This window comes from Streptomyces sp. NRRL WC-3626 (assembly GCF_000718785.1).
In the GTDB taxonomy this organism is placed as follows: Bacteria; Actinomycetota; Actinomycetes; order Streptomycetales; family Streptomycetaceae; genus Streptomyces; species Streptomyces edwardsiae.
The window spans coordinates 324228-347438 of the sequence record NZ_JOCA01000005.1 but is presented as its reverse complement, the minus strand read 5'-3'; the positions used below and the strand labels follow the sequence as shown (position 1 = coordinate 347438).

General features: G+C 71.2%; 19 protein-coding genes. 9 read left to right on the top strand and 10 right to left on the bottom strand.

Annotated elements, in window-relative coordinates; all coding sequences use genetic code 11:
• Positions 1-15: 15 nt before the first annotated feature.
• The 8 genes from IF28_RS0110575 to IF28_RS0110550 form a co-directional block, all read right to left on the bottom strand.
• Complete coding sequence (locus IF28_RS0110575; protein WP_234325088.1) at positions 16-792, bottom strand: hypothetical protein; 777 nt, start codon at positions 790-792, stop codon at positions 16-18.
• Positions 793-823: 31 nt separating this feature from the next.
• Positions 824-1117 carry a hypothetical protein gene (locus IF28_RS37675; RefSeq protein ID WP_078621038.1) on the bottom strand — a complete coding sequence of 98 codons (294 nt, stop codon included), beginning with the start codon at positions 1115-1117 and terminating at the stop codon, positions 824-826.
• A 93-nt stretch (positions 1118-1210) separates the two neighbouring features.
• Positions 1211-1594, bottom strand: a complete 384-nt coding sequence (locus tag IF28_RS37670; protein ID WP_078621036.1) for a hypothetical protein — start codon at positions 1592-1594, stop codon at positions 1211-1213.
• 21 nt (positions 1595-1615) lie between these two features.
• Positions 1616-6052, bottom strand: a complete 4437-nt coding sequence (locus tag IF28_RS0110570; RefSeq protein ID WP_234325087.1) for a putative T7SS-secreted protein — start codon at positions 6050-6052, stop codon at positions 1616-1618.
• A gap of 23 nt (positions 6053-6075) precedes the next feature.
• The gene (locus IF28_RS0110565) at positions 6076-6549 is read right to left on the bottom strand and encodes a hypothetical protein (RefSeq protein WP_030216866.1); all 474 of its coding nucleotides are present in this window, start codon (positions 6547-6549) and stop codon (positions 6076-6078) included.
• Positions 6546-7001, bottom strand: coding sequence for an SseB family protein (locus IF28_RS0110560; RefSeq protein WP_078621034.1), 456 nt, complete (start codon positions 6999-7001; stop codon positions 6546-6548). Before IF28_RS0110560 ends, IF28_RS0110565 begins: the two co-directional genes overlap by 4 nt.
• A gap of 147 nt (positions 7002-7148) precedes the next feature.
• Positions 7149-7460: a WXG100 family type VII secretion target gene (locus IF28_RS0110555; RefSeq protein ID WP_030216861.1), complete on the bottom strand. Its 312-nt coding sequence runs from the start codon at positions 7458-7460 to the stop codon at positions 7149-7151.
• A gap of 29 nt (positions 7461-7489) precedes the next feature.
• The gene (locus IF28_RS0110550; RefSeq protein ID WP_030216860.1) at positions 7490-7822 is read right to left on the bottom strand and encodes a WXG100 family type VII secretion target; all 333 of its coding nucleotides are present in this window, start codon (positions 7820-7822) and stop codon (positions 7490-7492) included.
• 313 nt (positions 7823-8135) lie between these two features.
• On the opposite strand from IF28_RS0110550, the gene IF28_RS0110545 reads away from it, so the two are divergent.
• Positions 8136-8447, top strand: a complete 312-nt coding sequence (locus IF28_RS0110545) for a DUF397 domain-containing protein (RefSeq protein ID WP_030216859.1) — start codon at positions 8136-8138, stop codon at positions 8445-8447.
• Between the two features lie 41 nt (positions 8448-8488).
• On the opposite strand, the gene mycP is transcribed toward IF28_RS0110545, so the two are convergent.
• Entirely contained in the window at positions 8489-9706 is a 1218-nt protein-coding gene (gene mycP, locus IF28_RS0110540; RefSeq protein WP_030216858.1) for a type VII secretion-associated serine protease mycosin, read from the bottom strand.
• A gap of 42 nt (positions 9707-9748) precedes the next feature.
• Complete coding sequence (gene eccB / locus IF28_RS0110535) at positions 9749-11272, bottom strand: type VII secretion protein EccB (protein ID WP_030216857.1); 1524 nt, start codon at positions 11270-11272, stop codon at positions 9749-9751.
• A gap of 177 nt (positions 11273-11449) precedes the next feature.
• Between eccB and eccE the strand changes: the two genes are divergently transcribed.
• The 8 genes from eccE (at position 11450) to IF28_RS0110495 (ending at position 23207) form a co-directional block, all read left to right on the top strand.
• Positions 11450-12769 carry a type VII secretion protein EccE gene (gene eccE, locus IF28_RS0110530; RefSeq protein ID WP_199808975.1) on the top strand — a complete coding sequence of 440 codons (1320 nt, stop codon included), beginning with the start codon at positions 11450-11452 and terminating at the stop codon, positions 12767-12769.
• Positions 12766-13554 carry a hypothetical protein gene (locus tag IF28_RS0110525; RefSeq protein ID WP_030216853.1) on the top strand — a complete coding sequence of 263 codons (789 nt, stop codon included), beginning with the start codon at positions 12766-12768 and terminating at the stop codon, positions 13552-13554. Before eccE ends, IF28_RS0110525 begins: the two co-directional genes overlap by 4 nt.
• 366 nt (positions 13555-13920) lie before the next feature.
• The gene (locus IF28_RS0110520; RefSeq protein WP_030216851.1) at positions 13921-17004 is read left to right on the top strand and encodes an SCO5717 family growth-regulating ATPase; all 3084 of its coding nucleotides are present in this window, start codon (positions 13921-13923) and stop codon (positions 17002-17004) included.
• A gap of 264 nt (positions 17005-17268) precedes the next feature.
• Positions 17269-19116 (top strand): ABC transporter substrate-binding protein, encoded by a 1848-nt coding sequence (locus IF28_RS0110515; protein ID WP_030216849.1) that lies wholly within the window; start codon positions 17269-17271, stop codon positions 19114-19116.
• Positions 19117-19130: 14 nt separating this feature from the next.
• Complete coding sequence (locus IF28_RS0110510; protein WP_030216846.1) at positions 19131-20174, top strand: ABC transporter permease; 1044 nt, start codon at positions 19131-19133, stop codon at positions 20172-20174.
• The gene (locus IF28_RS0110505; protein WP_030216843.1) at positions 20171-21088 is read left to right on the top strand and encodes an ABC transporter permease; all 918 of its coding nucleotides are present in this window, start codon (positions 20171-20173) and stop codon (positions 21086-21088) included. The genes IF28_RS0110510 and IF28_RS0110505 overlap by 4 nt, the downstream gene beginning before the upstream one ends.
• The gene (locus tag IF28_RS0110500) at positions 21085-22221 is read left to right on the top strand and encodes an ABC transporter ATP-binding protein (RefSeq protein WP_030216840.1); all 1137 of its coding nucleotides are present in this window, start codon (positions 21085-21087) and stop codon (positions 22219-22221) included. The genes IF28_RS0110505 and IF28_RS0110500 overlap by 4 nt, the downstream gene beginning before the upstream one ends.
• Positions 22218-23207: an ABC transporter ATP-binding protein gene (locus IF28_RS0110495; protein WP_030216837.1), complete on the top strand. Its 990-nt coding sequence runs from the start codon at positions 22218-22220 to the stop codon at positions 23205-23207. Before IF28_RS0110500 ends, IF28_RS0110495 begins: the two co-directional genes overlap by 4 nt.
• The last annotated feature ends 4 nt before the right edge of the window (positions 23208-23211 follow it).

Here is a 23211-nt window from a genome sequence, read left to right as displayed (position 1 = left end):
TCCATGCCTCCGGGGTCAACTGGCTTCGCTTGCGGGCGAGTTTCCGTAGTCTTCCATCAGGTCGCTGATGAACGTGAGAAGGGCGTTGGCCCGGTGGACGTCTTCGGGGTGGGCGCGTAGAGCCGCGTCGGCTGAGCGGAGGCGGGCTATGGCGGCCGGGGCCCGGTCCCTCACCTCGTCGATCAGCGGCTCGGTGATCAGGTCCAGGCACTCGGTGAGCAGACGTCGGGTGGCCGGCGAGGGCGGGTTGGGGTCCGGGGCGGTGTAGGGGGTCGTCAGGTAGCGCGCGGGGTCGGTGAGACTCCAGCCCACGACGGCGCCCCGCTGGACAAGGAACGCCACGTCGGGCGCGATGCCGATGCAGGCGTCCAGCGGCTTGTCGAGGACGTCGGTGTCTCGCAGGCTGACCAGCAACGTGTCCCCCGGAGCGCGGCACAGCACCGTGCACATCTCATGCCGGAAGTCTCGTTCCTCGTCCGCCAGGAGCCCGCCCGGGCGTACAGCGGGCAGAACGGGGACCAGGTCGTGGATCTCCGCGTACGCGGAGAGGTACGGCATCTGGAGTTCGACTCCGGCCAGTTCCCGACTGCCCGCGGTGAAGCGGAAGACGTCCGGTGTGTCCCACAGCCAGTGCTCGCTGCCGAACGTGCCTGCGACGAACCGCTGTCGCTCCCTCACGTCCCGGTAGTTCACGAGGCACACCGTGTTGCCGTCGAAGCGGGGGACGATGGAGAGCGGATCGCGCGTCACTGCGGCTCGCCAGTCGCCGTCGAAGTACAGGTACGTGGTCAATTCCTTTTCGACGCCACCTGAAAGCCACGCACTAGAGGTCCTCAGAGACTGCGATCACTCCTCGGGTCAGGACGATGACACCCGGACCGGAAAATTCGACCTTCGCATTATGAGGTGGATCAATGAAGCCCACCGTCCGACCATAGCGGATGATTTTATCGAGCGTGATAGACACCTCTTTCCCGGACGAGTCGGCGACTGCATTGAACCGTTGCCCGGTGCGCGCAACCCCTCCCACGCAGCGAACGATGCACGTCGCATAACCGGCCCCTCTCTCCTCCACCGAATAGATCTGCAGCCTTCCCCGCACCGGCTCAGTCACCATGCTTGTATTGATGGGAAACTCAAAGAATTCCGTCTCGCATGGCGCGTCGCCACAGGCCGGCAGCTTGATGGTGAGAACCGCAAGAGTTTCCCATCAATATTTCCTGTCACCAGGGGAAAGTTCATCCGCGATGATGCGCCGTAGATGTTTTACCTCTTGGACCAGACGAGGAATCGCCTCTCTCGCCATGGCGATGAACGCGGCATTCTCGTCCCAGCGTCCATCCGCACAGTCTACGTAACGCGGGTGCTGCACCAATGTCGCTGCGACTAGGTCCTGGTGGTCAAATGCAGGCCACCTCTCCCCTCGTCCCGTATCCATCACCGTACTGACCGCTATGAGATTCATGGCACTTTGATCATCCAAGTTCCTGACGAACCACGGCCCCGGGGTGGCCGCCGCACACAGCTCTTCAATCTGGTCGAGATCGATTCCAGTGTCTCCACCTCGAGAGACTTCCTCACCATCAGCACTCATGGCGTCTGCTCCTCTCACGACTCAATATCGTTCCGTGACATACCCGAGCCGCTCTGCGTTTCGATAAAACCTTACATCGTTGGTGATGATCGACAGACCTTCCTGTACGGCGGAGTGCAAGACCATGGCATCATGATCTTGTATCATGGGATTAAAAGATTTACCTCTCCACATCGCCTTGAGTCTGGTCTGAATATCATCCACTCCTTCGGGGGTGGCGTCAGGACCCATTCGACCTTGCCGTTCCATCAGCCAGGCATTGACCCCCTCTGACGTGTGGCCACCTTCGAGCAGTTCACGGAACGCCTGTGGTGACAGAACGGGTGACCGGCCATTCAGGGCCGAATCCACTTCGGCAGTTCGTATCCCATTGAGGGCATCGGTAACAGGGTTCGTATCTACGGCGACATAATCGGGGGCCAGGCCAACAGAGTCGGTTCTGCTGTGCGGATTTTCGACATAGGTGGCGGGGTTCGGGGCAGCATTCAGACCCAGGGGGTCAGGAGTGAGGTACCGCGCTGATTCCGGGTCGTAGTGGCGGAAGTAGTTGTAGTGCAGGCCCGTTTCCGGGTCGTAGTACTGGCCGGGGAAGCGTAGGGGGGTGTAGGTCGGGCTGGTGGTGGGCCATGTTGTGGTGCCCCAGAGGGTGGTGCGGGTGCGCCACGCTATGTCGCCCCGTTCGTCGACGAGTTCGGTGGGGGTGCCGACCAGGTCGGAGACGATGGCGAAGAAGCGGGAGTCGATCTCGTCAGGAGCGGTGATGCGTTCCGTCTGGGTGATGGGGTGGAGGCCGCGGTGGTTCCACGTCAGGGTGACCGGGGCGGGGAGGGACGGGGATGTCGTCGTCTGTTCGCAGAGGGTCGTGCCGTCCCAGGTGAAGAGGACCTGCTCCACGACCGTTTCGCCGTCTTCGGCCAGGCGTAGTTTGGCCGTACGGCGGCCCAGGGGGTCGTACCGGTAGCGCCAGCGGGTGCCGTCGGGCGTGGTGACCGAGGTCAGGCGGTCTTCCGCGTCCCAGGTGTAGTGCCAGGTGTCCGGCTTGCGGGAGAGGCGGGGCTTCTGGCGGAGGGTGGTGCGGCCGAGGGCGTCGTGTTCGTAGCGGACGCGGCCGGCTCGGGTGATGCGGGTGCCCGCGTAATCCCGGGAACCGGTTGCTTCGCCGCCCGGATGCGACGTCGGCCACGACGCGGAGGTCTGGTTGCCGGCCTCGTCGTAGGCGTAGCGCTCCGTCCAGTTCGTGGCGTGTACGGCCGTCACACGGCCGGTCGAGTCCAGGTCGAAGCGGCGCGGGCCGGAGAGCTGGTCCTCGACGCCGGTCAGGTTGCCGTCGGCGCGGTACGTGTACGCGCGGTGCTGCGCCGTACGGCCGTCTCCGCCCGTGACCGACTGGCTCGTCAGGCGGCCCAGCGGATCGAAGGTGTGGTCCAGGGTGACCGTTTCGTCTATGCGTCGGGTCAGTTCCCGGCCTGCCGGGTCGTAGGTGAAATCGATGGTGTGGCCCGACGCCGTCATGGCCGTGCTGCGGCCCGTCGCGTCGTAGGCCCAGGTGGTGGTCGCACCGGTGGGGGTCGTACGGGAGGTGCGGCGACCGAGGTCGTCGTAGGTGTGGGACAGCGCGCGGCCGTCGACCGTTTCGGCGAGGACTCGGCCGTATGCGTCCCGGTCGATCGTGAGGGTGGTGCCGTCGGGGGCGGTGGCTGCGGCCAGTCGTCCGGTGGTGTCGTAGGCGTAGGTGGTGACTCCGTCGGGCGTGCGTTTGGTGGTCACCTGGCCCAGGGCGTCGCGTTCGTACGACAGGGTCTGGCCCAGTGCGTTCTCGCGGGATGTCAAGCGGCCCGCCGCGTCGTACGTGTACGTCAGGACGCGGTCGTCGAAGTCGGTTTCCGTGGCAAGGCGGCCGCCGGGGTCGTAGGTGTAGGTCCAGGTCAGGCCCTGCGGGTTGGTGACCTTCGTGAGGTTCAGTTCCGCGTCGTGCTCGAACTCGTAGCGCACTCCGTCCGGGCCGGTGCGGGCCGTCAGCAGGTCGAAGTGGGTGTATTCGAGGTGGGTGGTGCCGCCCAGTTGGTCGGTGTGAGTGGTGCAGTTGCCCTCGCCGTCGTACGTCCACGCCTCGGTCGTGCCGTCGGCTGCGGTGCGGCGGGCCAGGCGGCCCTCCACGGTCCAGGCCAGGCGGGTCGCCGCGCCCGTAGGGTCGGTGATCGTGACGGGACGGCCGAAGGCGTCACGTTCGTACGACGTGACGGCGCCCAGGGGGTCCGTGATGCGTACGGGGAGGCCGGCGTCGTCGTACTGGAACGTGGTGGTGTGGCCGAGGGGGTCGGTCATCGAGGTGACGTGACCCGCCGCGTTGTGCGTGAAGCGGGTCGTCAGGCCCGTCGCGGCGGTCACCGAGGTGCGGTTGCCCCGGTCGTCGTAGGTCTGGCGTATCTCCGTGCCGTCCGGGTTCACCATCCGTACCGGGAGCCCCGAGTCGTTGTACTCCGCCGTCGCCTCGCGGCCGTCCGGGCGGATCACCGAGGTCAGGTTGCCTTGTTCGTCGTAGCGGAAGCTCGTGGTGTGGCCGAGCAGGTCCGTCCGGGACAGAAGGCGGTGGTGACGGTCCCGGACGTGGCGGGTCGTCGCGCCCAACGGGTCGGTCTCGGCCACCACCTGGCACAGGTCGTTGACGAAGTAGCGGTAGACGTGGCCCGTGCCGGTGGTGGCGGTGGTGGTGCGCAGGCCCGTCTCCGGGTCCCGGTCGGTGTAGTCCAGACGCAGGCTCATATGGCCTGCGGCGCCGCCCTCGGCGACACAGCGGTCGCGGTCGTCGTACTCGTAGGTGTAGCCGCGGTCGTTGGTGTCCGTCCAGGAGGTGATGCGGCCCGCCTCGTCGTACGTGAACCGGAGCGGCAGGGCGGAGGAGTTGATCACCTCGCTGAGGTCGCCCGCGTCCGAGTAGCCGTAGCGGACCAGTTGCTGGTCGTCGAGGTGGAGGGCCGTGATCCGGTGGGCCTCCGTCGTGATGCGTATCCGGTAGCCGCCGCTGTGGGACACCCCCGTCGGGACGCCGTCCGTATCGTGTTCGAACGTGATCCGGTTGCCGTTGCGGTCCTCGATGTGGTCCAGCAGTGCGTGGTCGTCGGCCTGTCGGGAGAAGTGCCAGGTGCGTCCGGCGGCCGGGTCCGTGATCGTGTAGCCGTCGGGGGCCGTTCGCAGTGGCCAGCGTGGGCCCTCCGTCGGCAGGCCGGAGCCGCCCTCGGCCGGGTGGGGGTAGGCCAGGATGAGGCCGTCCTCGTGCACGAAGACGATCCGGTCGGCCTCGATCTCCAGCCGCTGGTCCACCGTCGAGGACCAGGAAGGACCGAACCAGCGGCCCGCACGGTAGCCGGATTCAGCGCGGCGTCTGAAGAGCAGAGGGAGCGCGCCGGGCAGGTACACGTCCGTCTGCGGCAGGTACATCCTGCCGGTGGCCAGGTCGACCGGGTCGGTGGGATTGTGCTGGGTGGCATGGCCGCCGGGGTCGCTGCGGCTGCCGGGGTCGCTGGCGTCGAGGTGGGCGCCGGCCGTGCCGAGGCCGGTCGGGCCGCGGCCGTCCATGTGGCGCGCCAGGCCGCCCGCTCCTTTGAAGGCCGCTCCCCCGGCCACACTCGGGGCCATGTGGCCGAGCATGCGGACCGGGTCCTTCTGGAACTCGTCCCAGGTGTTGGAGACGCCCTGGTAGACGTCCTTCGAGAAGCCGACCGGGTCCCTGACCGCGCCGACGACGCCGTCGATGACCATCGCCCCGTCGTGGAGGTAGGCCTTCGGTTCGGTCAGCAGGCGGCCGGGGTTGACGGCGAGCCCGAATTCGACGAGGTCGTTCCAGCCCTCCTTGGCGCCGTCGGTCAGGCGCTGCCAGCCGCTCGGGCGTTTCGGCGCCTTCTCGGCCGCCTTGTGCAGCGTGCGCTTCGCGGCGCCTGCCGCCTCCGCCACCTCGCCCTGCGCGGTGTTGATCCGCTCGACCAGTTCCGCCATCGCGGAGCGGCCCGGGTCGGTCTCGGGGGGCCGGGTGGGCAGGGTCGTGTCGCCGGCCTTGATCGCCGCGTTGTAGCCGTCCACGGCCTTGGCGTACTGGCGGGAGAGGTCGCGGGCGAGGGGCGCCTCGTGCTCGAGGATCCGCTGGGTGAGGCGCTGGGCTCCGTCGAGGATCTCGCGGTAGGCGAGGACCGCGACACCCGCCTCGACGAACGCGTCCATCGCGCCGTCGAGTTCCTTGGGGAGCTTCTTGACCGTCTTGCGGAACTCCTCGGCGGCCTCGCCCTGCCAGGGGTCGGTGTCGAGCTTGCGCAGTTGCTCGGCGCCCTCGCCGAAGTGTGCGGCCGCGCCGCCCAGTTTCCTGATCAGCCGGTCGAGCTCGGCGGGTTTGCCCGGGACCCAGTCCTGGACGGTGTCCGTGGGGGAGATCCATATACGGCGGAAGAGGAACCGTTTGTCCGTCATGCTGGGTGTTCCTGCTCCTGCCTCTACTTCTTGCCCGGGTCCACCGGCTCCATACGGGCGCGGAACTCCTTGCGTTCCTCGGCGATGCCGTGGTCCTCCAGGAATCCGGTGACCGGGTGGTCGTCCTCGAACCTCTGCTGCCGTTCGAGCATCATGGCCTTGTAGCGGGTCTTGGTCTCGGTGACGAGGAAGTCGTTGATCGTGGCGCTCAGCGCGGAGACGATCACGTCGGCGTCGTCGGCGATGCAGCCCAGACCGTGGCACCACCTGTCGAGGAAGTCCTCGACGGCCTCGGTGACTTCGGCCGTCCCGGTCTGGTCCTCGGTGACCTGGAAGGGGGAGTCGAGCGCGTGCTCCGCGCGTTCGCCTGCGATCTTCCGGGCGGCCGCAGTGGACTCTTCGAGGGGCCGGGCGATCGACTGGAGGAACTGGACCTCCCACGTGAACTCGCCGCCGTCCGCACCCAGCGGGATCAGCCACCCCTGTCCGCCGCTCATGCCGCACCGCCCCGGGGACGGTACGAGATGTGCAGCACCGGTTCCACGGCGACGGCGGCAGAGGCGAGTCGTACGGTGTGCTCGGCGGCCGGGTCCAGCCACGCGTCGACGCCCGGCGGGAGAAGGCCGAGGAGGTCGGTGCCCGTGGTCGAGAACCAGGCTCCTCCGCCCGTGAACAGCTGGAACTGTTCCAGCGACGTGAACACCGGCACCAGCCGGGCCTGGGGCGGTTCAGGGACGGTGGCGGTGGCGAGGTCGAGGATGCGGGAACGCGGCGAGGCGTCGGCTGCCGGGGAGTCCGGCGCGATCACCGTCAAGAAGCCCGGCACTTCGGGCCGTTCGCAATACACCCGGGTCCGGAGGAACGTGTCGAACACGTCCTGCGGCGATGCCTCACCGCACTTGGCCCGTCGTACGGTCTCCACCAAGTCGACATCACTGGTCGCTGTCATGTCGGCGCCGCCCCCGTTCGCACGCGTGTACTCAAAGATCACATACGCGGAGTGCCATGTGCGCCTTTGCCAACCGACATGTGGTCAGGCGCACATGCGGGGAGGCGGCCCGTCGTCGGGCCGCCTCCGTTCTCCGCTCTGCCCGGCTCAGCCCATCAGCATGCGGAAGCGGGCCGCGTTGCCGTGGTCGGTGTCCTTGTAGCCGATGACCGACTCGTCGAGGAGCTGGGCGATCCGGGCCAGCTTCTGGCACATCTGGTCCATCTCCGCGTTGCTGCTGCGCTGGATCTCGGAGTACGCGGTCTTCGCCTCGCCCTCCCAGGTCTCGGCGACGGCCTTGACCCTGCGCATGAGGATCTCGAGCTGCTCGCTCATCTCCCTGGCCGTCTTGCGCACGTCCTGCGCGGCCTGGGTGACGGTGTCGAAGTTGACCGCCGTGCGGTCGTGGCTGACGCTCACTGGTGTCTCCTGGGTGGCGGCGGTGTCGGTCAGGCGAGGTCGGTGATACGGCTGGTGACCTGGTAGGAGTTGTCCACCTTGCGGATCTCCGAGACGCGCTCCTGCTCGTGCGAGCTGAAGCCCTTGACGCTCATGCGCATGACCTCCTCCAGGTCGACGAGGTCGTCCTGGAGCTTCTTCAGGTGCTGGTTCACACCGCGCTGGACGCTGTCGAACTCCTTGCCCGCGGCACCCTGCCAGCCCGCCTGGATCATGTCGACGACGGTGTTGAGGGACGTCACCCTGCTGCTCACGTCCGTGTGGAAGTCACGGATCTTGTCCGCGAGGTCCGTAAGATCCGAGTCGCTGTAGTCGACGCTCATGGTCTCGTGCCCTCCTCATGAAGTGCTGGACGGATGTCCAGGCGTCCTGGCGGGCAAGAACCGCTGCCTCCCTGCGCGACGCGTGGTCGCAGCGCCGCGCCGCCCCCGTGCGGTACCACATGCATGGCACCCCGAGCCACATTAGTCACTTGCTGTGGGTGTTCCAACTGCAAAGCGGATACGAGCCAGTTCAGGGCGGGTAATCTCCGGCAGAACCGCGAGATCCGGTCACCGCCGCGGACGCCCTCCTCGGGGGGTGCCCAATACTGTGACCGAGGATCGTTCGTACGTCGTGAGAGGACACCGCTGCGCCATGGCTGAACTGCCCGACCGGGAGCGCGAGACGCCCGAGGAGATCAAGGCGCGCAAGGAGCGTGAGCGGGACGAGCTGTACGCGCTCGACATCTCGGGGGTCGAGTGGCACTCCGCTCCGGGCACCGAGGAACACGAGGAGCGGGTCGAGATCGCCTATCTGCCCGACGGTGCGGTGGCCATGCGGTCCTCGCTCGACCCGGAGACCGTGCTGCGCTATACGGAGGCGGAGTGGCATGCCTTCGTACTCGGCGCGAGGGACGGCGAGTTCGACCTCGAACCGTCGCCGGGGAACGGCGCGACGGGCGAGTGACGCCGGGGAACGCCCTGGCCGCCCGGTGACGCGAGGGGGCATCAGACCCCCCGCTCTCCCCCACGGCGCCGGCGCAGATCGCGCAGGGTCACGGCCGCACCGGTGATGACGGTGATCAGGACCGCGGTGATGCCCAGCGCGTAGGCCGCGCGGCGTCCGTCGCGTTCCGCCGGGGTCTCCGCCAGGGTGAACGGGGCCACGTCCGGGGCCTCGGCCCTGGGCACCCCGGGATCGGGCGTGGGCGACGACGGAGGATCCGCGAGGCCGGACTCCTGCACGGCCCGGACCGGATCGACCACGCCCCAGCCGACGAAGTCGTCGTGGCCGTTGACCGGGCGCTCCGCCGTCTGCTCGATCCGCGTGACGATCTGTGCCGTGGTCCAGTCCGGGTGCTTCTCCTTGAGCAGGGCCGCGACGCCCGCCACGAAGGGGGCCGAGAAGCTGGTGCCGCTGTCGGTGCACTGGCCGCCGCCTGGGACCGTGGAGACGATGTCGACGCCGGGCGCGGCCACCCCCACGAAGTCCCCGGCCTGGGAGAAGGCGGCGCGTTCGTTGTTCCGGTCCGAGGAGGCCACGGCGAGTACGCCGTCGAAGGCCGCGGGGTAGGTGTTCTTGACCTTGCCGTCCAGGCCGTCATTGCCCGCGGAGGCGACCACGACGACGTCCGCCGCGATCGCCTTGCGCACCGCCTCGGCCAGGGCGGAGCCGGCGGACAGCGGCTTGGTGGTGTCCTGCGAGATGTTGATGACGTCGGCGCCCCGGGCCACGGCGTGGTCGATGGCCCTAGCCATGGAGTCGGAGTCGCCGCTGCTGCCGGCGTCGTTCTGACGGATCGGGATGATGGTGGCGTCCGGGGCCAGGCCGACGAATCCGGTCCCTTCACGGGGCCGGGCCGCGATGATGCCGGCGACCTTGGTGCCGTGGCCGACCTCGTCGGTGGTGGCGTCGCCGCCCCTGCCCTTGGTGAGCAGGTCCAGTCCGGCCGCTTTGTCGACGGCGCCGGCAAGTTGGGGGTTCCTGTCGTCGACGCCGGTGTCGATGACGGCCACGCGTACGCCCTTGCCCTTGTCCGTGCCCTCCCACAATTCGTCCAGCAGGACCCGTTGCAGGGGCCAGGGCCGGGCCTTGAACTGCCGCTTGCCGGGATGGGCGCACTCACCGCTGCCGTCGAGGCGCAGGCGCTGCGGCGCGTCCTGGGCCGGGCCCAGTGCGGTCAGGAGTACGGCGGTGGCCAGCAGGGCGGCCTTGGTCGGCGACACCGGTGCGGTCCCTTCCTGTTGTACGTCTGCGTGGGCGGGCGGTCACGAACCCTGGGGCTGACGTGCGCCGTTGGTGTCGAGGCGCGGACCCTTGGCGAGGAACTCGGACCAGGCCAGCGGGATCCGTGCCGGACGGACGTTCTGGTAGCCGAGTTTGACCTGGGCCTCGCTGGGCTCGGGGGCCTCGGCGCCCTCGCCGGGGTCCGCGGCGCCGATGTCGGAGGTGTCGCTGTCGCTGTCGCCGTTGGCCTGGACGGCGTACCGCAGTCCGGTATCGGTCACGAGGAAGAGGGATCCGGCGTCGGAGGCGGTGCCCTGGATCTGGGTGTAGAGCTGGCCCGTTCCCGGGGTGACATAGGTGCTGGTGCCGTCGGCCGTGATGTCGACCGGGTAGCCGCTGCCCGCCCAGGTGCTGAGGACCGTCGAGTTGTCCCGGCCCACGTCGCGCAGCACGCTGCACACCGTGTCGCGGCCGCCGTCGGGCGAGTTGACCTGGCGGGCCCTGCGGTCCGGCCAGTCGGCGGGCTGGCCGGCGAACGGCTCGGGGGCGGCGGTGAAGTCCTGAAGGCCCACGGTGCGGGCCCTGCCGTTCATGTCGAGGGGGGCCGTCTGCGGCGAGGAGATCAGCAGCCAGGCGGTGAACTCGGTGACCGGCCGCACCTCGCCGGGCAGGACGACGTAGTACCGGGTGCCTTCGCCGGTCTCGGTCCGCAGGACCATGCCGACCCTGTTCTCGTCCGCGGACAGCTGTCCCGGGACGTTCGCCGGGTCGCCGACGCCGGTCGGCAGCCGGGGGAAGCGGATGGGGGCGCCCTCGTGGAGGGTGGACAGCCATTCCCTGGCGACGGGTTGGGGCTTGCGGGAGCCGACGAGCGCGATGGTCAGCGGGTCCGTCTCCGTGCCGGTGACGGCGTACGAGGTGCCGCGGGCGTCCACGAGATGCCGCTCACCGGTGCGGGTCCTCACGTACAGCGTGTCACCGCCGGACAGCCGGCCCTTGCCTTCGGTCTTCTCCCGGTCGGCACCGGCGAGCACGAACGTCGCCTGCTGGACCGTGCCGTTTCCGTCCTTGCCGCCGGGCTGCGCGCAGACGGCCCAGCGTTTGGCCCGGCCGGCCTCGTCCGCGGAGGGCAGCCGGTCGGGTGCGTAGGGGATGCCGAGGATCGGTCCGCGCGGCAGCTCGCCGGAGTCGAGGATCTTGTCGTCGACCTGGACGACCTTGTATCCCGCGTCCTTCATCAGCAGGCGTGCCGAGGTGAGGTTGAGCACCGGGTGCAGGCGGGTGACCCCGTCGGTGTCGAGCACGACGTAACGGGTCGTCGACTGCTTGCCGACGATCACCCGTGCCCCGGGCTCGTCCCAGCCGGGAGGGGCGGTGGGCTGGAACATGCCCCAGGCCCCGAACACGCCCAGTACCAGAGCGCCGACCACCAGACTGGGGACGACGGCCCGCAGCGGCCGCGGTGCTCCCTCCTCGGTGCCCGACGGCGAGGGCTGGAGGAAGGCGGCCAGCATGCGCCGCTTCGCGAACGTGTAGGCGTTGAGTTCGTCCCGCCGTGATGCCATGAGTGAGTACAGCTCCCCCGCTACCGCCCCCGGGGACCGAATCCCGGGCCGCCCGTTGTCGGACCGGCCCCCTACTATGCCTGGTGATCGCCGGTGCGTGTGGAGCAGGTAGGGTACGGGCTTTTCCGGGCCGTGGCAGGGCAGTTGCCCGGGCGGTGACCAGAGCGGGGGGATGGAGTGCGGGCTTCGGGGACGCGGGTGCGCGGGCCGGCGGGGGCATCGGCGGGCGGTCCGGAAGGCGCGGGCCGGCCGGCGGCGGGCGAGGCGCCCGTACGGGGTTCGCTGCGGCTCCGAACACGTCCGGGCCAGGGGGGTTCGTTCCGGTTGCAACGACTCGTGCTGCTGGAGATCGCCGCGGCCGTGCTACTGGTCGGCTGGGTGGCCGGTGCGGTGGTCCTGGTGCCGGCCGTGGTCGTCGCCGTGGTGCTGGTGGCGCTGGCCGTCGTCCGCCGTCGCGGTCGCTCACTGCCCGAGTGGCTGGCCACGGCACAGGCGTTGAAGGCGCGGCAGCGGCGGGCCGCGACCGCCGAGGTGCCGCCGGGGACCGAGCCGGGGCTGGCGCCGGTGCTCGAATGCGCCCCCGCGCTGCGGACGTACTCCCACGGTGTACGGGACCGGCGGCCGGTGGGGATCATCGGCGACGGCACCTTCGTCACGGCGGTCGTGCAGGTGGAGGCCGACTTCACCGCGCTGCGCGCGGAGCCCAGCCGGCAACCCCTGCCGCTCGGTCTGGTGCGGGACGCGCTCGAAGTGGACGGGATCCGGCTGGAGTCGGCGCAGATCGTCCTGCACACCCAGCCCGCTCCCGCGCCGCATCTGCCGCCGCAGTCCGTGGCGGTCGCCAACTACGCGCCGCTGCAGGAGCGGACGGAGGTCCCGGCGGTGCGCATCACGTGGATCGCGCTGAAGCTGGACCCCGAGCTGTGTCCCGAGGCCGTGGCCGCGCGCGGCGGCGGTCCGGTCGGGGCGCGGAAGTGTGTCGCCCGCGCGGCTCATCATCTCGCCAGCCGGTTGACGGGGGCCGGTTTCCGCACGACGGTGCTGGACGAGGAGGAGCTGATCGCCGCGCTCGCCACGTCGGCGTGCGCCAATCCGCTGGTGACGGCGGAGGCCGGGCGGGCCGGGACGAGGGAGCGGCGGACCGAGGAGTCCGGCCGCAGCTGGCGCTGCGACAACCGCCGGCACACGACGTACTGGATACGGCGCTGGCCCGGGACCGGTGGGAGCGACGGGCCGGCGCTGCCCCGGTTCGTCGCCCGGGTCACGGCCGTTCCGGCGCTCGCCACCACCTTCAGCCTCACGCTGGCGCACACGGAGGGCCAGGAGGTGTCCCTGTCCGGGCATCTGCGGGTGACCGGCCGCGCTGACGACGAACTGGTGGCGGCGCGCCGCGCGTTGGAGGAGTCCGCGCGGCAGGCCGGGGCGGGCCTGACGCGTCTGGACCGGGAGCAGATGCCCGCGATGCTGGCCACACTGCCGCTGGGAGGTACGCGGTGACGACATCGACCACGGCGGCGGCCGGTGGGCCGCCGGTACCCGGCGAGGGCGACGCGGGCCCGGGTGGTCGGGGGCCGGTCCGGCATCTGCTCAGCGGCTTCGGACCGGCCGGGCCCCGGCACGGACGGCACACGCTGTCCGTGGACCAGGTGGACGCGCTCGCGCTGCCGATCGGCGACGACGGGGTCATCGCGGGTGTCGACGCCCACGGCCGGCCCGCGGTGCTCGGGCTCAACCGGCCCACGCCGTACGACGTCGTCCTGATCGGCGGGCTGTGGACGGCGCAGGTGCTCGCGCTGCGGGCGGCCGCGACCGGCGCGCGGGTCGCGGTGGAGACGGGGCGCCCGCAGGCCTGGCAGCGGATGCTGCACGCCATGGGAGGCGGGCAGAACGGGCTGACGGTGTACGACGTGGGGCGCGTGCCGCCGCAGGGCGCGTCCGCGGGGACGCCCGTGCTGGTGGTGCGGGACTGCGGCATGCGGCCGCCCCGGGGGCGGGTCGTCTCGGGGCCCTGGCAGTCGCTGCTGACGCTGCTGCCGTATCTGAGCCCTGTCGCGCCGGGGCTGCTCCGGAAGGCGCGGCTGGCGGGCATCCAGCGGGTCTCGCCCGACGAGGCGGCGGAACTGGGCAGGACGATGGGCCTTCCCCGGGCCGAGGTGGAGTCGCTGCCCGCCCTCGCCGACGGGGTGACGCTCTGGTGCGCCGACGGCGACCGGCAGTATGTGACGACCCGTCCCACGGACGCGGAGACCGGTCTGCTGGGCATGCCCCGCCGGATGGACTGAGCGGGCCGGGTCGACGGGGGTGCCGTTTCGTCACCCGGCTTTCACTTCCTGCCCATATGGATGCCGTTGATGCCCGGTTTGCGGGTGGATGTCGGGCGACTGCCCACCGGTTGCGCCCTGTTGCGCCCTGTGGAGGGGGGCGGGCGGGCCTGCCACAGGGGGGCGGGTGGTGATTAGGCTGGGTGTGGGCGTGACGTCGGAACCCGTGAACCGGGCGGCGGCGTCCCGGGTGAGAGCGGGGGAGACCGATGGCATCGGAGGACCTCGCACGATCTCGAGCGGCTTCGGACCACTGCGAAGCACTACGGACGACAAACACGGTCGCCCCAGCGTGGCATGAGGGTGCACGACCAATCAGGAGGAACTGTGAGCAGCGATCGGGACGGGACGCGCGGGGGCTGGGCGACACCCGGCGATGACCAGCCCGACGCCGAGTCCGCCATCGAGACGACGGGCGAGTTCACCATCGACTACGCCCCGCCGGCCTGGTACACGCAGAACGCTTCGGGGAGTTCGGAGCCGGGGGGTTCGTCCGCTTCCTCCGGTTCCTCGGGTTCCTCGGACACGCCGCCGTCCACGCCTTCCGCTCCGGCCCCGGCGCCTTCGTCCGGCGGGCCGATTCCGCCGTTGCCGGGGCTGACTCCGCCGCCGCACGCCGTGGGGGCCGGCGGGCCGTCGGCGATTCCGGTACCGCCGCCCGCGCCCGCGCCGGGGACGCCCTTCACTCCGCCCGCGCCCGTGTCCGCACCGAGCGCCCCGTTCACGCCTCCGGCGCCTGCCGCGCCGTTCACGCCGCCCGCGCCGCCCGCACCGCCGTCGGGGGCTCCCGTGGCCGTGCCGAGGCTGCCGGCGGGGAGCGGGTTCGAGCCGCAGCGGCCGGAGGCGGCGGGCGAGCCCGCGGACTCCGGTGCGGCTTCGCCCTCGGCTGTGCCGGACGTCGCGGCCGGCGGGTTCGGGGACGACAACGGTGATCTGGAGAGCGGTGCGACGATCCGCTTCTCCGTCGCGGCGCTGAAGCGGGAGATCGCGGAGCGTGAGGCGGAGGACGAGCCCGAGGATCAGCCGAAGGCCGAGCCCGAGGCGAGCGCGGAGGCGGAGGACGACGTACGGCCCGAGCCGGCCGCCGAGGAGGAGGAGGAGGTCGAGAGCGACTCCCCATCCGACTCGGACTCGGAATCGGACTCCGAGGAGCCCTCCGGGGAGTCCGACGAGGTCGACGTCACCGACGCCGAGGACGTGGAAACCGGGGACGCCGAGTCCCCGGTGACCGAGGGGTCGGACGACGCGACGCCGGTGGAACCGGAGGACGAGCCGGAGGACGAGCCGGAGGACGAGCCGCAGGACGCTCCGGTGGCGGACGCATCCCCCGCCGGTGAGCCCGAGGACGCCGAGCCGGTGAACGACGCGGTGCCGGCCGACGAGGTGCCCGACGAGGCCCCCGAGGACAGCGCGCCCCAGGACGCCGTCCCTGCCGCGCCCGACGTCCCGCCCGCGTACCCCGCTGCCCCGGCGCCGGCCGGTCAGTGGCCGCCGCAGCCGCCGCAGGCCCCCGTGCAGCCGGCGGACGCGCAGCCCCAGCAGCCGCCGTTCCAGCCGCAGGCACCGCAGCCCGCGCCCGCCGCCTGGAACCCGCCCCCGGCCCCGCAGTCCGGCTACGGCTTCCCGCCCGGCGCCCCGGCGCCGCAGCCCGAGACCCCGCCCGCGCCAGCAGTCGGCGCCGAGACCAGCTTCTACCTGCCGCAGCCGGGCTCCGCCCCGACTCCCCCGGCCGGATACGGCTTCCCGCCCACCGGCGGCGCCCCCGGTGCCGCGACTCCGCAGCCCCAGCCGGGCACTCCGTCCACCCCCGACCCGCAGCCCAACGCAGGCTTCCCCCAGCAGCCCGCCGCGGCACCCCAGACTCCGCCACAGCCCACCCCCGGCCAGCCCGCCGGATACGGCTTCCCGCAGCAGGGTGCCCCGCAGCCTCCGGCGGGCTACGGCTTCCCGCAGCAGCCCGGTGCCGCGGCCCCACCCGCGCCCGGCCCGCAGGCGGACGGCTTCCCGCCCGGAGCCGTGCCGGCTCCCCCGGCCCAGCCCGCCGGGTACGGCTTCCCGCAGCAGCCCGGCGCGCCGGCGCAGCCGCAGCAGCCCGCCGCCCCCGGGCAGCAGCAGCCGCAGCAGCCGCACCCCGGTGTGCCGCCGCAGGGGCAGCCCCCTCAGCAGCCCGTCGATCCCCGCGCCGGTGCCGCCTGGCCGCAGCCCATCCAGCACGACCACCGGCAGCCCACCAACCCCGGTGCCGCGCCCCTCGGTTACACCGCCGCCGTGGAGCTGTCCTCGGACCGGTTGCTCAACAGCAAGAAGCAGAAGGCGAAGAGCAGCCGCCCCGCGTCCGGTGGTTCACGGTTCAAGCTGGGCGGGAAGAAGGAGGAGGCCGAGCGGCAGCGGAAGCTGGAGCTGATCCGTACGCCGGTGCTGTCCTGTTACCGCATCGCCGTCATCAGCCTCAAGGGCGGTGTCGGCAAGACGACGACCACCACCGCGCTCGGCTCCACCCTCGCCACCGAGCGGCAGGACAAGATCCTCGCGATCGACGCCAACCCGGACGCCGGTACGCTCGGCCGCCGGGTGCGGCGCGAGACCGGGGCCACCATCCGTGACCTCGTCCAGGCGATCCCGTACCTCAACTCGTACATGGACATCCGGCGGTTCACGTCGCAGGCGTACTCCGGGCTGGAGATCATCGCCAACGACGTCGACCCCGCCGTGTCCACGACGTTCAACGACGAGGACTACCGGCGCGCGATCGACGTGCTCGGCAGGCAGTACCCGATCATCCTCACCGACTCGGGCACGGGTCTGCTCTACAGCGCCATGCGCGGGGTGCTGGACCTCGCCGACCAGCTGATCATCATCTCCACACCGTCCGTGGACGGTGCGAGCAGTGCCAGTACGACGCTGGACTGGCTGTCCGCGCACGGGTACGCGGACCTGGTGTCACGGTCGCTCACCGTGATCTCCGGGGTGCGCGAGACGGGCAAGATGATCAAGGTCGACGACATCGTGGCGCACTTCCGGACCCGGTGCCGGGGCGTGCTCGTCGTACCGTTCGACGAGCATCTGGCCGCCGGTGCGGAGGTCGACCTCGACATGATGCGGCCCAAGGTGCGGGAGGCGTACTTCAACCTCGCGGCGCTGGTCGCCGAGGACTTCGTACGTCATCAGCAGTCGCACGGGCTGTGGACCTCCGACGGCAACCCGCCGCCGGTCGCCGCGCCGCCGATGCCGGGGCAGCACTTCCCCGGCCAGCCCGCTCCGGGCCAGGCGGGCGCGTATCCGCAGCAGCCGGCGCCCGGGCAGCCCTACGCCCAGCCGGCACCGCCCCCGGCCCAGCCCGGCCACCCGTACCCGCAGATGCCGGGCCAGGTGCCGGGGCAGCCGTACCCGCCCCACCCCGGTCAGCAGTAGGCCACCGCACCACCCACCGAAGCGGCCCCTCCCGAGGGGCCGCTTCGCGTCTGCCGGGTCCGGGCGGGCCCGTCAGGCCCTGGCCAGGAACGCGTCACCGGTCTCGACCAATGGGCGGGCCGCACGCCATCAACTCGGCGTTGTCGCAGGCCACATGGGGTCACATGCGCCGTTGACGGTCGCAGCCGCCGCTGATAGACACACTCATCACTCATCTGATCGACCCGCCCTTCCCGTGCGAGCGATGACGCGAGGTCAGCGACCATGGAAACGAACGATCAGTACAGCGGCCGTCACCGCGTCCGGCTCGTCATGGCGGGCGGTGCCGCCGCACTCACGCTCGGCGCCGGGCTCGCCACGCTCGGCCCGGCGCCGCAGCAGGCCCACGGCGCCGGCGACGGGAACAAGGTGCTCACCGTCGCGGTGGCGCAGAGCGTCGACTCGCTCAGCCCGTTCCTTGCGGTACGGCTGCTCAGTACGAGCATCCACCGCCTCACCTACGAGTACCTGACGAACTACGACGCCGAGGACAACCACGTCATCCCGGGTCTCGCCACCCGGTGGGAGTCGTCGCCGGACAAGCTGACCTGGACGTACACCATCCGCTCGGACTCGAAGTGGTCGGACGGCGAGCAAGCCACCGCGAAGGACGCGGCCTGGACGTTCAACACGATGATGAGCGACCCGGGCGCGGCCACCGCGAACGGCAGCTTCGTCGCCAACTTCGAGAAGGTCACCGCGCCGAGCCCCACCCGACTCGTCATCCGGCTGAAGAAGCCGCAGGCCACGATGACGGCGCTGGACGTGCCGATCGTGCCCCGGCACGTGTGGGAGAAGGTCGACGACTTCTCGAAGTTCAACAACGACAAGGACTTCCCCCTCGTCGGCAACGGGCCGTTCATCCTCACCGACTACAAGGCGGACAGCTATGTGCGGCTGAAGTCGAACAAGGAGTTCTGGCGCGGGGCACCGAAGTTCGACGAGCTCGTCTTCCGCTACTACAAGGACCAGGACGCGGCGGTGTCGGCGCTGCGCAAGGGCGAGGTGTCGTTCGTCGCGGGGTCGCCGTCCCTGACGCCCGCGCAGTCCGCCTCGCTGAAGCGCGACGGGAACATCCGCGTCAACGACGCCCCGGGCCGCCGCTTCTACGCCCTGGCCACCAACCCGGGCGCGAAGGCGAAGAACGGCGAGAAGATGGGTGACGGGCATCCGTCACTGCTCGACCAGCGGGTGCGGAACGCGCTGTTCATGGCGGTGGACCGGAGGACCGTCATCGACAAGGTGTTCCAGGGGCACGCCGTGGAGGGCGCCGGCTACATCCCGCCGCGCTACGCGCAGTACTTCTGGGAGCCGTCGCCCGAGCAGGAACTGGCGTACGACCCGGCGGAGGCGGCCCGGCTGCTCGACCGGGCCGGCTACCGGAAGAACGGCGACGGCGACCGCGTCGGCAGGGACGGCGAGCCGCTCAGCTACCGGGTGCTGTGCCACGCCACGGACCCGAACGACAAGGCGATCGGCCAGTACCTCGAGGAGTGGTGGGGCGACCTCGGCATCGGCGTCGAACTCAACTGCCTGGACAATGTGACCGATCCCTGGCTGGCCGGCGAGTACGACCTCGCCTTCGACGGCTGGTCGGTCAACCCCGACCCCGACTTCGTCCTTTCCATCCACACCTGCGCGGCCCTTCCGGCGACCCCGGAGGAGACCGGCGCGACCGACAACTTCATCTGCGACAAGACGTACGACGAGCTCTACGCGCGGCAGCTCGCCGAGTACGACGCCGGTGAACGGGCGGAGATCGTACGGCAGATGCAGTCGCGGCTGTACGACCTCGGGTACATGAACGTCATGGCCTATCCGAACGCGGTCGAGGCGTACCGTACGGACCAGATCGCGTCGATCACCACCATGCCGGCGAAGGCGGGCAACATCTACGGCCAGGACGGTTACTGGAGCTGGTGGTCGGCGGTGCCCGCGGACTCCGGTGACACGGGCGGCGGTTCGTCGTCGACGGGCGTGGTCATCGGGATCGTGGCGGGAGTCGTCGTCCTCGCGGGGCTGGGCGCGTTCATGGCGCTGCGGCGTCGCGCCACGGCCGAGGACCGCGAGTAGGCGGGGCGGGCGGGGTGGCGACGACCACGGACGCGGCATCCGCACCGGCAGGGGGCGCGGGGGCCGCCCGCAGGGCAGGCACCGCCTATCCGCGGTATGTCGCGGGCAAGGTGGCCGGTGCGGCCGTGTCCCTTCTCGCCGTCCTCGTCACCGGTTTCTTCCTCTTCCGGCTGATCCCGGGCGACCCGGTGAAGTTCATGACCGGCGGACGCCAGGTGTCGGCGGAGCAACTGACCGCGTATCGGCGGGAATTCGGGCTCGACCTGCCGTTGTGGCAGCAGTTCACCGACTACTGCGGCAAGGCGCTCACCGGTGATCTGGGGACCTCGTACCAGTTCAGCGCGCCGGTGGTCGACAAGATCTCGGAGGCGTTGCCGAACACCCTGCTGCTCACGGGGACCGCGTTCGTCCTCTACACGGCGCTCGGCATCGCCCTCGGCACCCGGTCGGCGTGGCGGCACGGGCGGATCGGGGACCGGCTCAACACGGGGCTGGCGCTGACGCTCTACTCCCTGCCGTCCTTCTGGCTGGGGCTGCTGCTGATCACCACACTGTCGGTGGGGATCGGTCCGGTGCCGGGACTGTTCCCGACGGGTGGCATGGAGTCGGGCGGCGGCGAGGAGGGCTTCGCGTACGTGGTGGACGTGGCGCACCATCTCGTGCTGCCCGTGGCGACGCTGGTGGCGGTGGAGTACGGGCAGACGCTGCTGGTGACACGGTCGGCGCTGCTGGACGAGATGGGCAGCGACTATCTGACGACGGCGCGGGCCAAGGGGCTGCGCGACGATCTCGTACGGCGCCGGCACGCCGTGCCCAACGCCCTGCTGCCTACCGTGACGCTGGTCTTCGTCAACCTCGGGCGGACGGTGGCCGGGGTGATCCTGGTGGAGACCGTGTTCTCCTGGCCGGGTCTCGGCGGGCTGTTCTACCAGGCGCTGAGCGTGCCCGATCTGCCGCTGGTACAGGGGCTGTTCCTGGTGTTCGCCGGAGCGGTGATCGTGATGAACACGCTCGCCGACCTGCTCTATCCGCTGTTCGATCCCCGGGTGGGCCGATGACGACCGAGCGGACGCCGGCCGCGCGCGGCCCTCGTGCCCTGGCGTGGCAGCGGCGCCGGGCGTCGGCGCTGCGGTTCTGGCGGCGGTACCGCACGCACCGGGCCGGTCTGTTCGGGCTCGCCACGCTCGCGCTGTTCGCGCTGCTCGCCCTGGCCGCTCCGCTGCTCGTCGGTTCCGACGTGGCCGATGTGACCGGGGCTCCGGGCAGCCCGCTGGAGCATCCGAGCACGCGACTCCCGTTCGGCGCCGACCGGTTCGGGCGGAACCTGCTCGGTCTGGTGATCTGGGGTGCGCGGGTGTCACTGCTGGTGGGGCTGCTCGCGGCGGTGCTGTCGGTGGCGATCGGCACGGTGATCGGGGTGACAGCCGGGCACTTCCGGGGCTGGTACGCGACGGTGCTGATGCGGATCACCGACTGGTTCCTGGTGATGCCGACGCTGGTGCTGGCGATCGCGCTGGCCACGGTGATGTCCCGGTCGCTGCTGACGATCGTGGTGGCGATCGGGGTGACGACCTGGCCGACGACGGCCCGCCTGGTCCGGGCGCAGACGCTGGCCGTGGAGACCCGGCCGTACATCGAGCGGTCGCGGGCGCTGGGCGGCGGGCACTGGCACATCATGTCCCGGCATGTACTGCCCAATGTGATGCCGTTGGTGCTGGCGCAGACGACCCTGATCATCTCCTCGGCGATCCTCGCGGAGGCGACGCTGGCGTTCCTCGGGCTGGGTGATCCGACGGTGGTGTCGTGGGGCGGGCTGTTGCAGGACGCCCGGGAGGCGGGGGCGGTGAGTGCGGGGCACTGGTGGTATCTGGTGCCGCCGGGCATCGCCGTCGCGCTGGTGGCGCTGGCGTTCACGCTGTGCGGGCGGGCCGTGGAGTCCGTCCTCGACCCCAGGCTGGGGGTGTCCCGTTGACCCTGCTGGACGTCAGGAACCTGACGGTGACGTACGCGGGCGGGGCGGCCGCCGTACGCGGGGTGGACCTGCGGCTGGAGGCGGGCCGCAAGCTGGGCCTCGCCGGGGAGTCGGGGTGCGGCAAGTCCACGCTGGCGCTGGCGCTGCTGCGGCTGCTGCCGGCGGGGACCCGGGTCGGCGGGGAGATCCTGCTGGACGGCGAGGACGTGCTGGCCATGAAGTGGGGCCGGGTACGGGCGGTGCGCTGGGCCGGGGCCTCCATCGTGTTCCAGGGGGCGATGCACTCCCTCAACCCGGTGCGGCGCGTCGGTGACCAGATCGCCGAGCCGGTCCTGCTGCACCGGAAGGCCACCCCGGCCGGGGCGCGGAAGAAGGCCGGGGAGCTGCTGGAGCACGTCGGGCTGCCCGCCGCGCGCGCGTCGGCCTACCCGCACGAGCTGTCGGGCGGTCAGCGGCAGCGTGTCATGATCGCCATGGCGCTGGCCTGCGACCCCCGGCTGATCATCGCGGACGAGCCGACGACCGCGCTCGATGTGATGATCCAGGCGCAGATCCTGCGGCTGATCGAGCAGCTCGTCGCGGAGCAGGACGTGGGACTCATCATGATCAGCCACGATCTGGCGGTCCTCGCCGGCACCTGCGACCGGCTCGCGGTGATGTACGCGGGCCGGGTGGTCGAGGAGGGGCCGGCGGCCCGGATCTACGAGGCCGCCCGCCACCCGTACGCGCAGGCCCTGTCGGCGGCGTTTCCCCGCATCGGCGACCCGGCGTCCCGCTTCGCCCCCCGCGGACTGCCGGGCGATCCCCCGGACCCTTCGGCACTGCCGCCGGGCTGCGCGTTCCAGCCACGGTGCCCGGTGGCGCTGACCTCCTGCGCGACGGAGGACCAGCCGCTGCGCGCCGCGGGCCCGCACCGGCGGGCGGCGTGCGTACGGGTCACCCCGGCGGCCGACGGCCCGGCTCCCCCGCGGGACGCTCCGGCCGAGGACGCGGCTGCCCCCTCCCCTGCGGGGCAGGACCCGGCGAACGGCGGCCGTGATGCCCGTGACGACACACCGGGCGACAGTCCGGCCTCCCGGCCGGATCCAGTGGATGCCGGGGAACCGGAGGAAGCGAGGCCCCGTCATCCATGACCCCTGCCCGTGTTCCCCTGCTCAGCGCGCGAGGCGTGCGTGTCGCCTTCCCCGGGCGGCGCGGGGCACCCGACGCCCGGGCCGTGGACGGTGTAAATCTGGACATCGGACCCGGTGAGATCGTCGCCCTGGTCGGTGAGTCGGGGTGTGGCAAGACGACGCTGGCCCGTGCCCTGCTCGGGCTGGTCGAGCCGACCGCCGGCCAGGTCTCCTTCGACGGACGGCCGCTGGAGTACTCCGGCCGCGCCCTGAAGGCGTACCGCAGGCGCGTACAGCTGGTGCTGCAGGATCCGAGCGGTTCGCTCAACCCCCGGCACACGGTGTACGACGCCGTGGCGGAGGGGCTGCGCATCCACCGGTTCGGCGGCGACGAACGCGCCGCCGTCGCAGACGCGTTGTCCCGCGCCGGGCTGCGGCCGCCCGAGCGCTTCTTCCTGCGCCATCCGCACGAACTGTCCGGCGGTCAGCGCCAACGCGTGGTCATCGCGGGCGCGTTGGCGCTGGAGCCCGAACTCCTCGTCGCCGACGAGCCGGTGGCCTCGCTGGACGCGTCCGTACGCGGGGAGATCCTGGCCCTACTGCTGCGGCTGCGCGACCGGCTGGGCCTGTCCGCGCTGGTCGTCACGCACGACCTCGGGCTGGCCTGGAACATCGCCGACCGGGTCGCGGTGATGTATCTGGGCCGGATCGTGGAGACCGGGCCGGTGGAGCGGGTCCTGACGGCACCCCGGCATCCGTACACGCGGGCGCTGCTGTCGGTGCTGCCCGAGGCCACGGGCGATCCGGTGATCCTCACCGGCGAGCCCCCGGACCCGTCCCGGGTGCCCTCCGGCTGCCGGTTCCACGCCCGCTGTCCGGTTCTGGCGGGCGGTGCGGCGGACCGGGCGGGGGTGGCGCGGGCGTGCCGGGAGCGGGATCCGGGGATGCCCGACGGGAGCGGTGCGGCGCAGGTGGCGTGCCACTGGGCGCACGCCCGCGAAGGCTGATCCG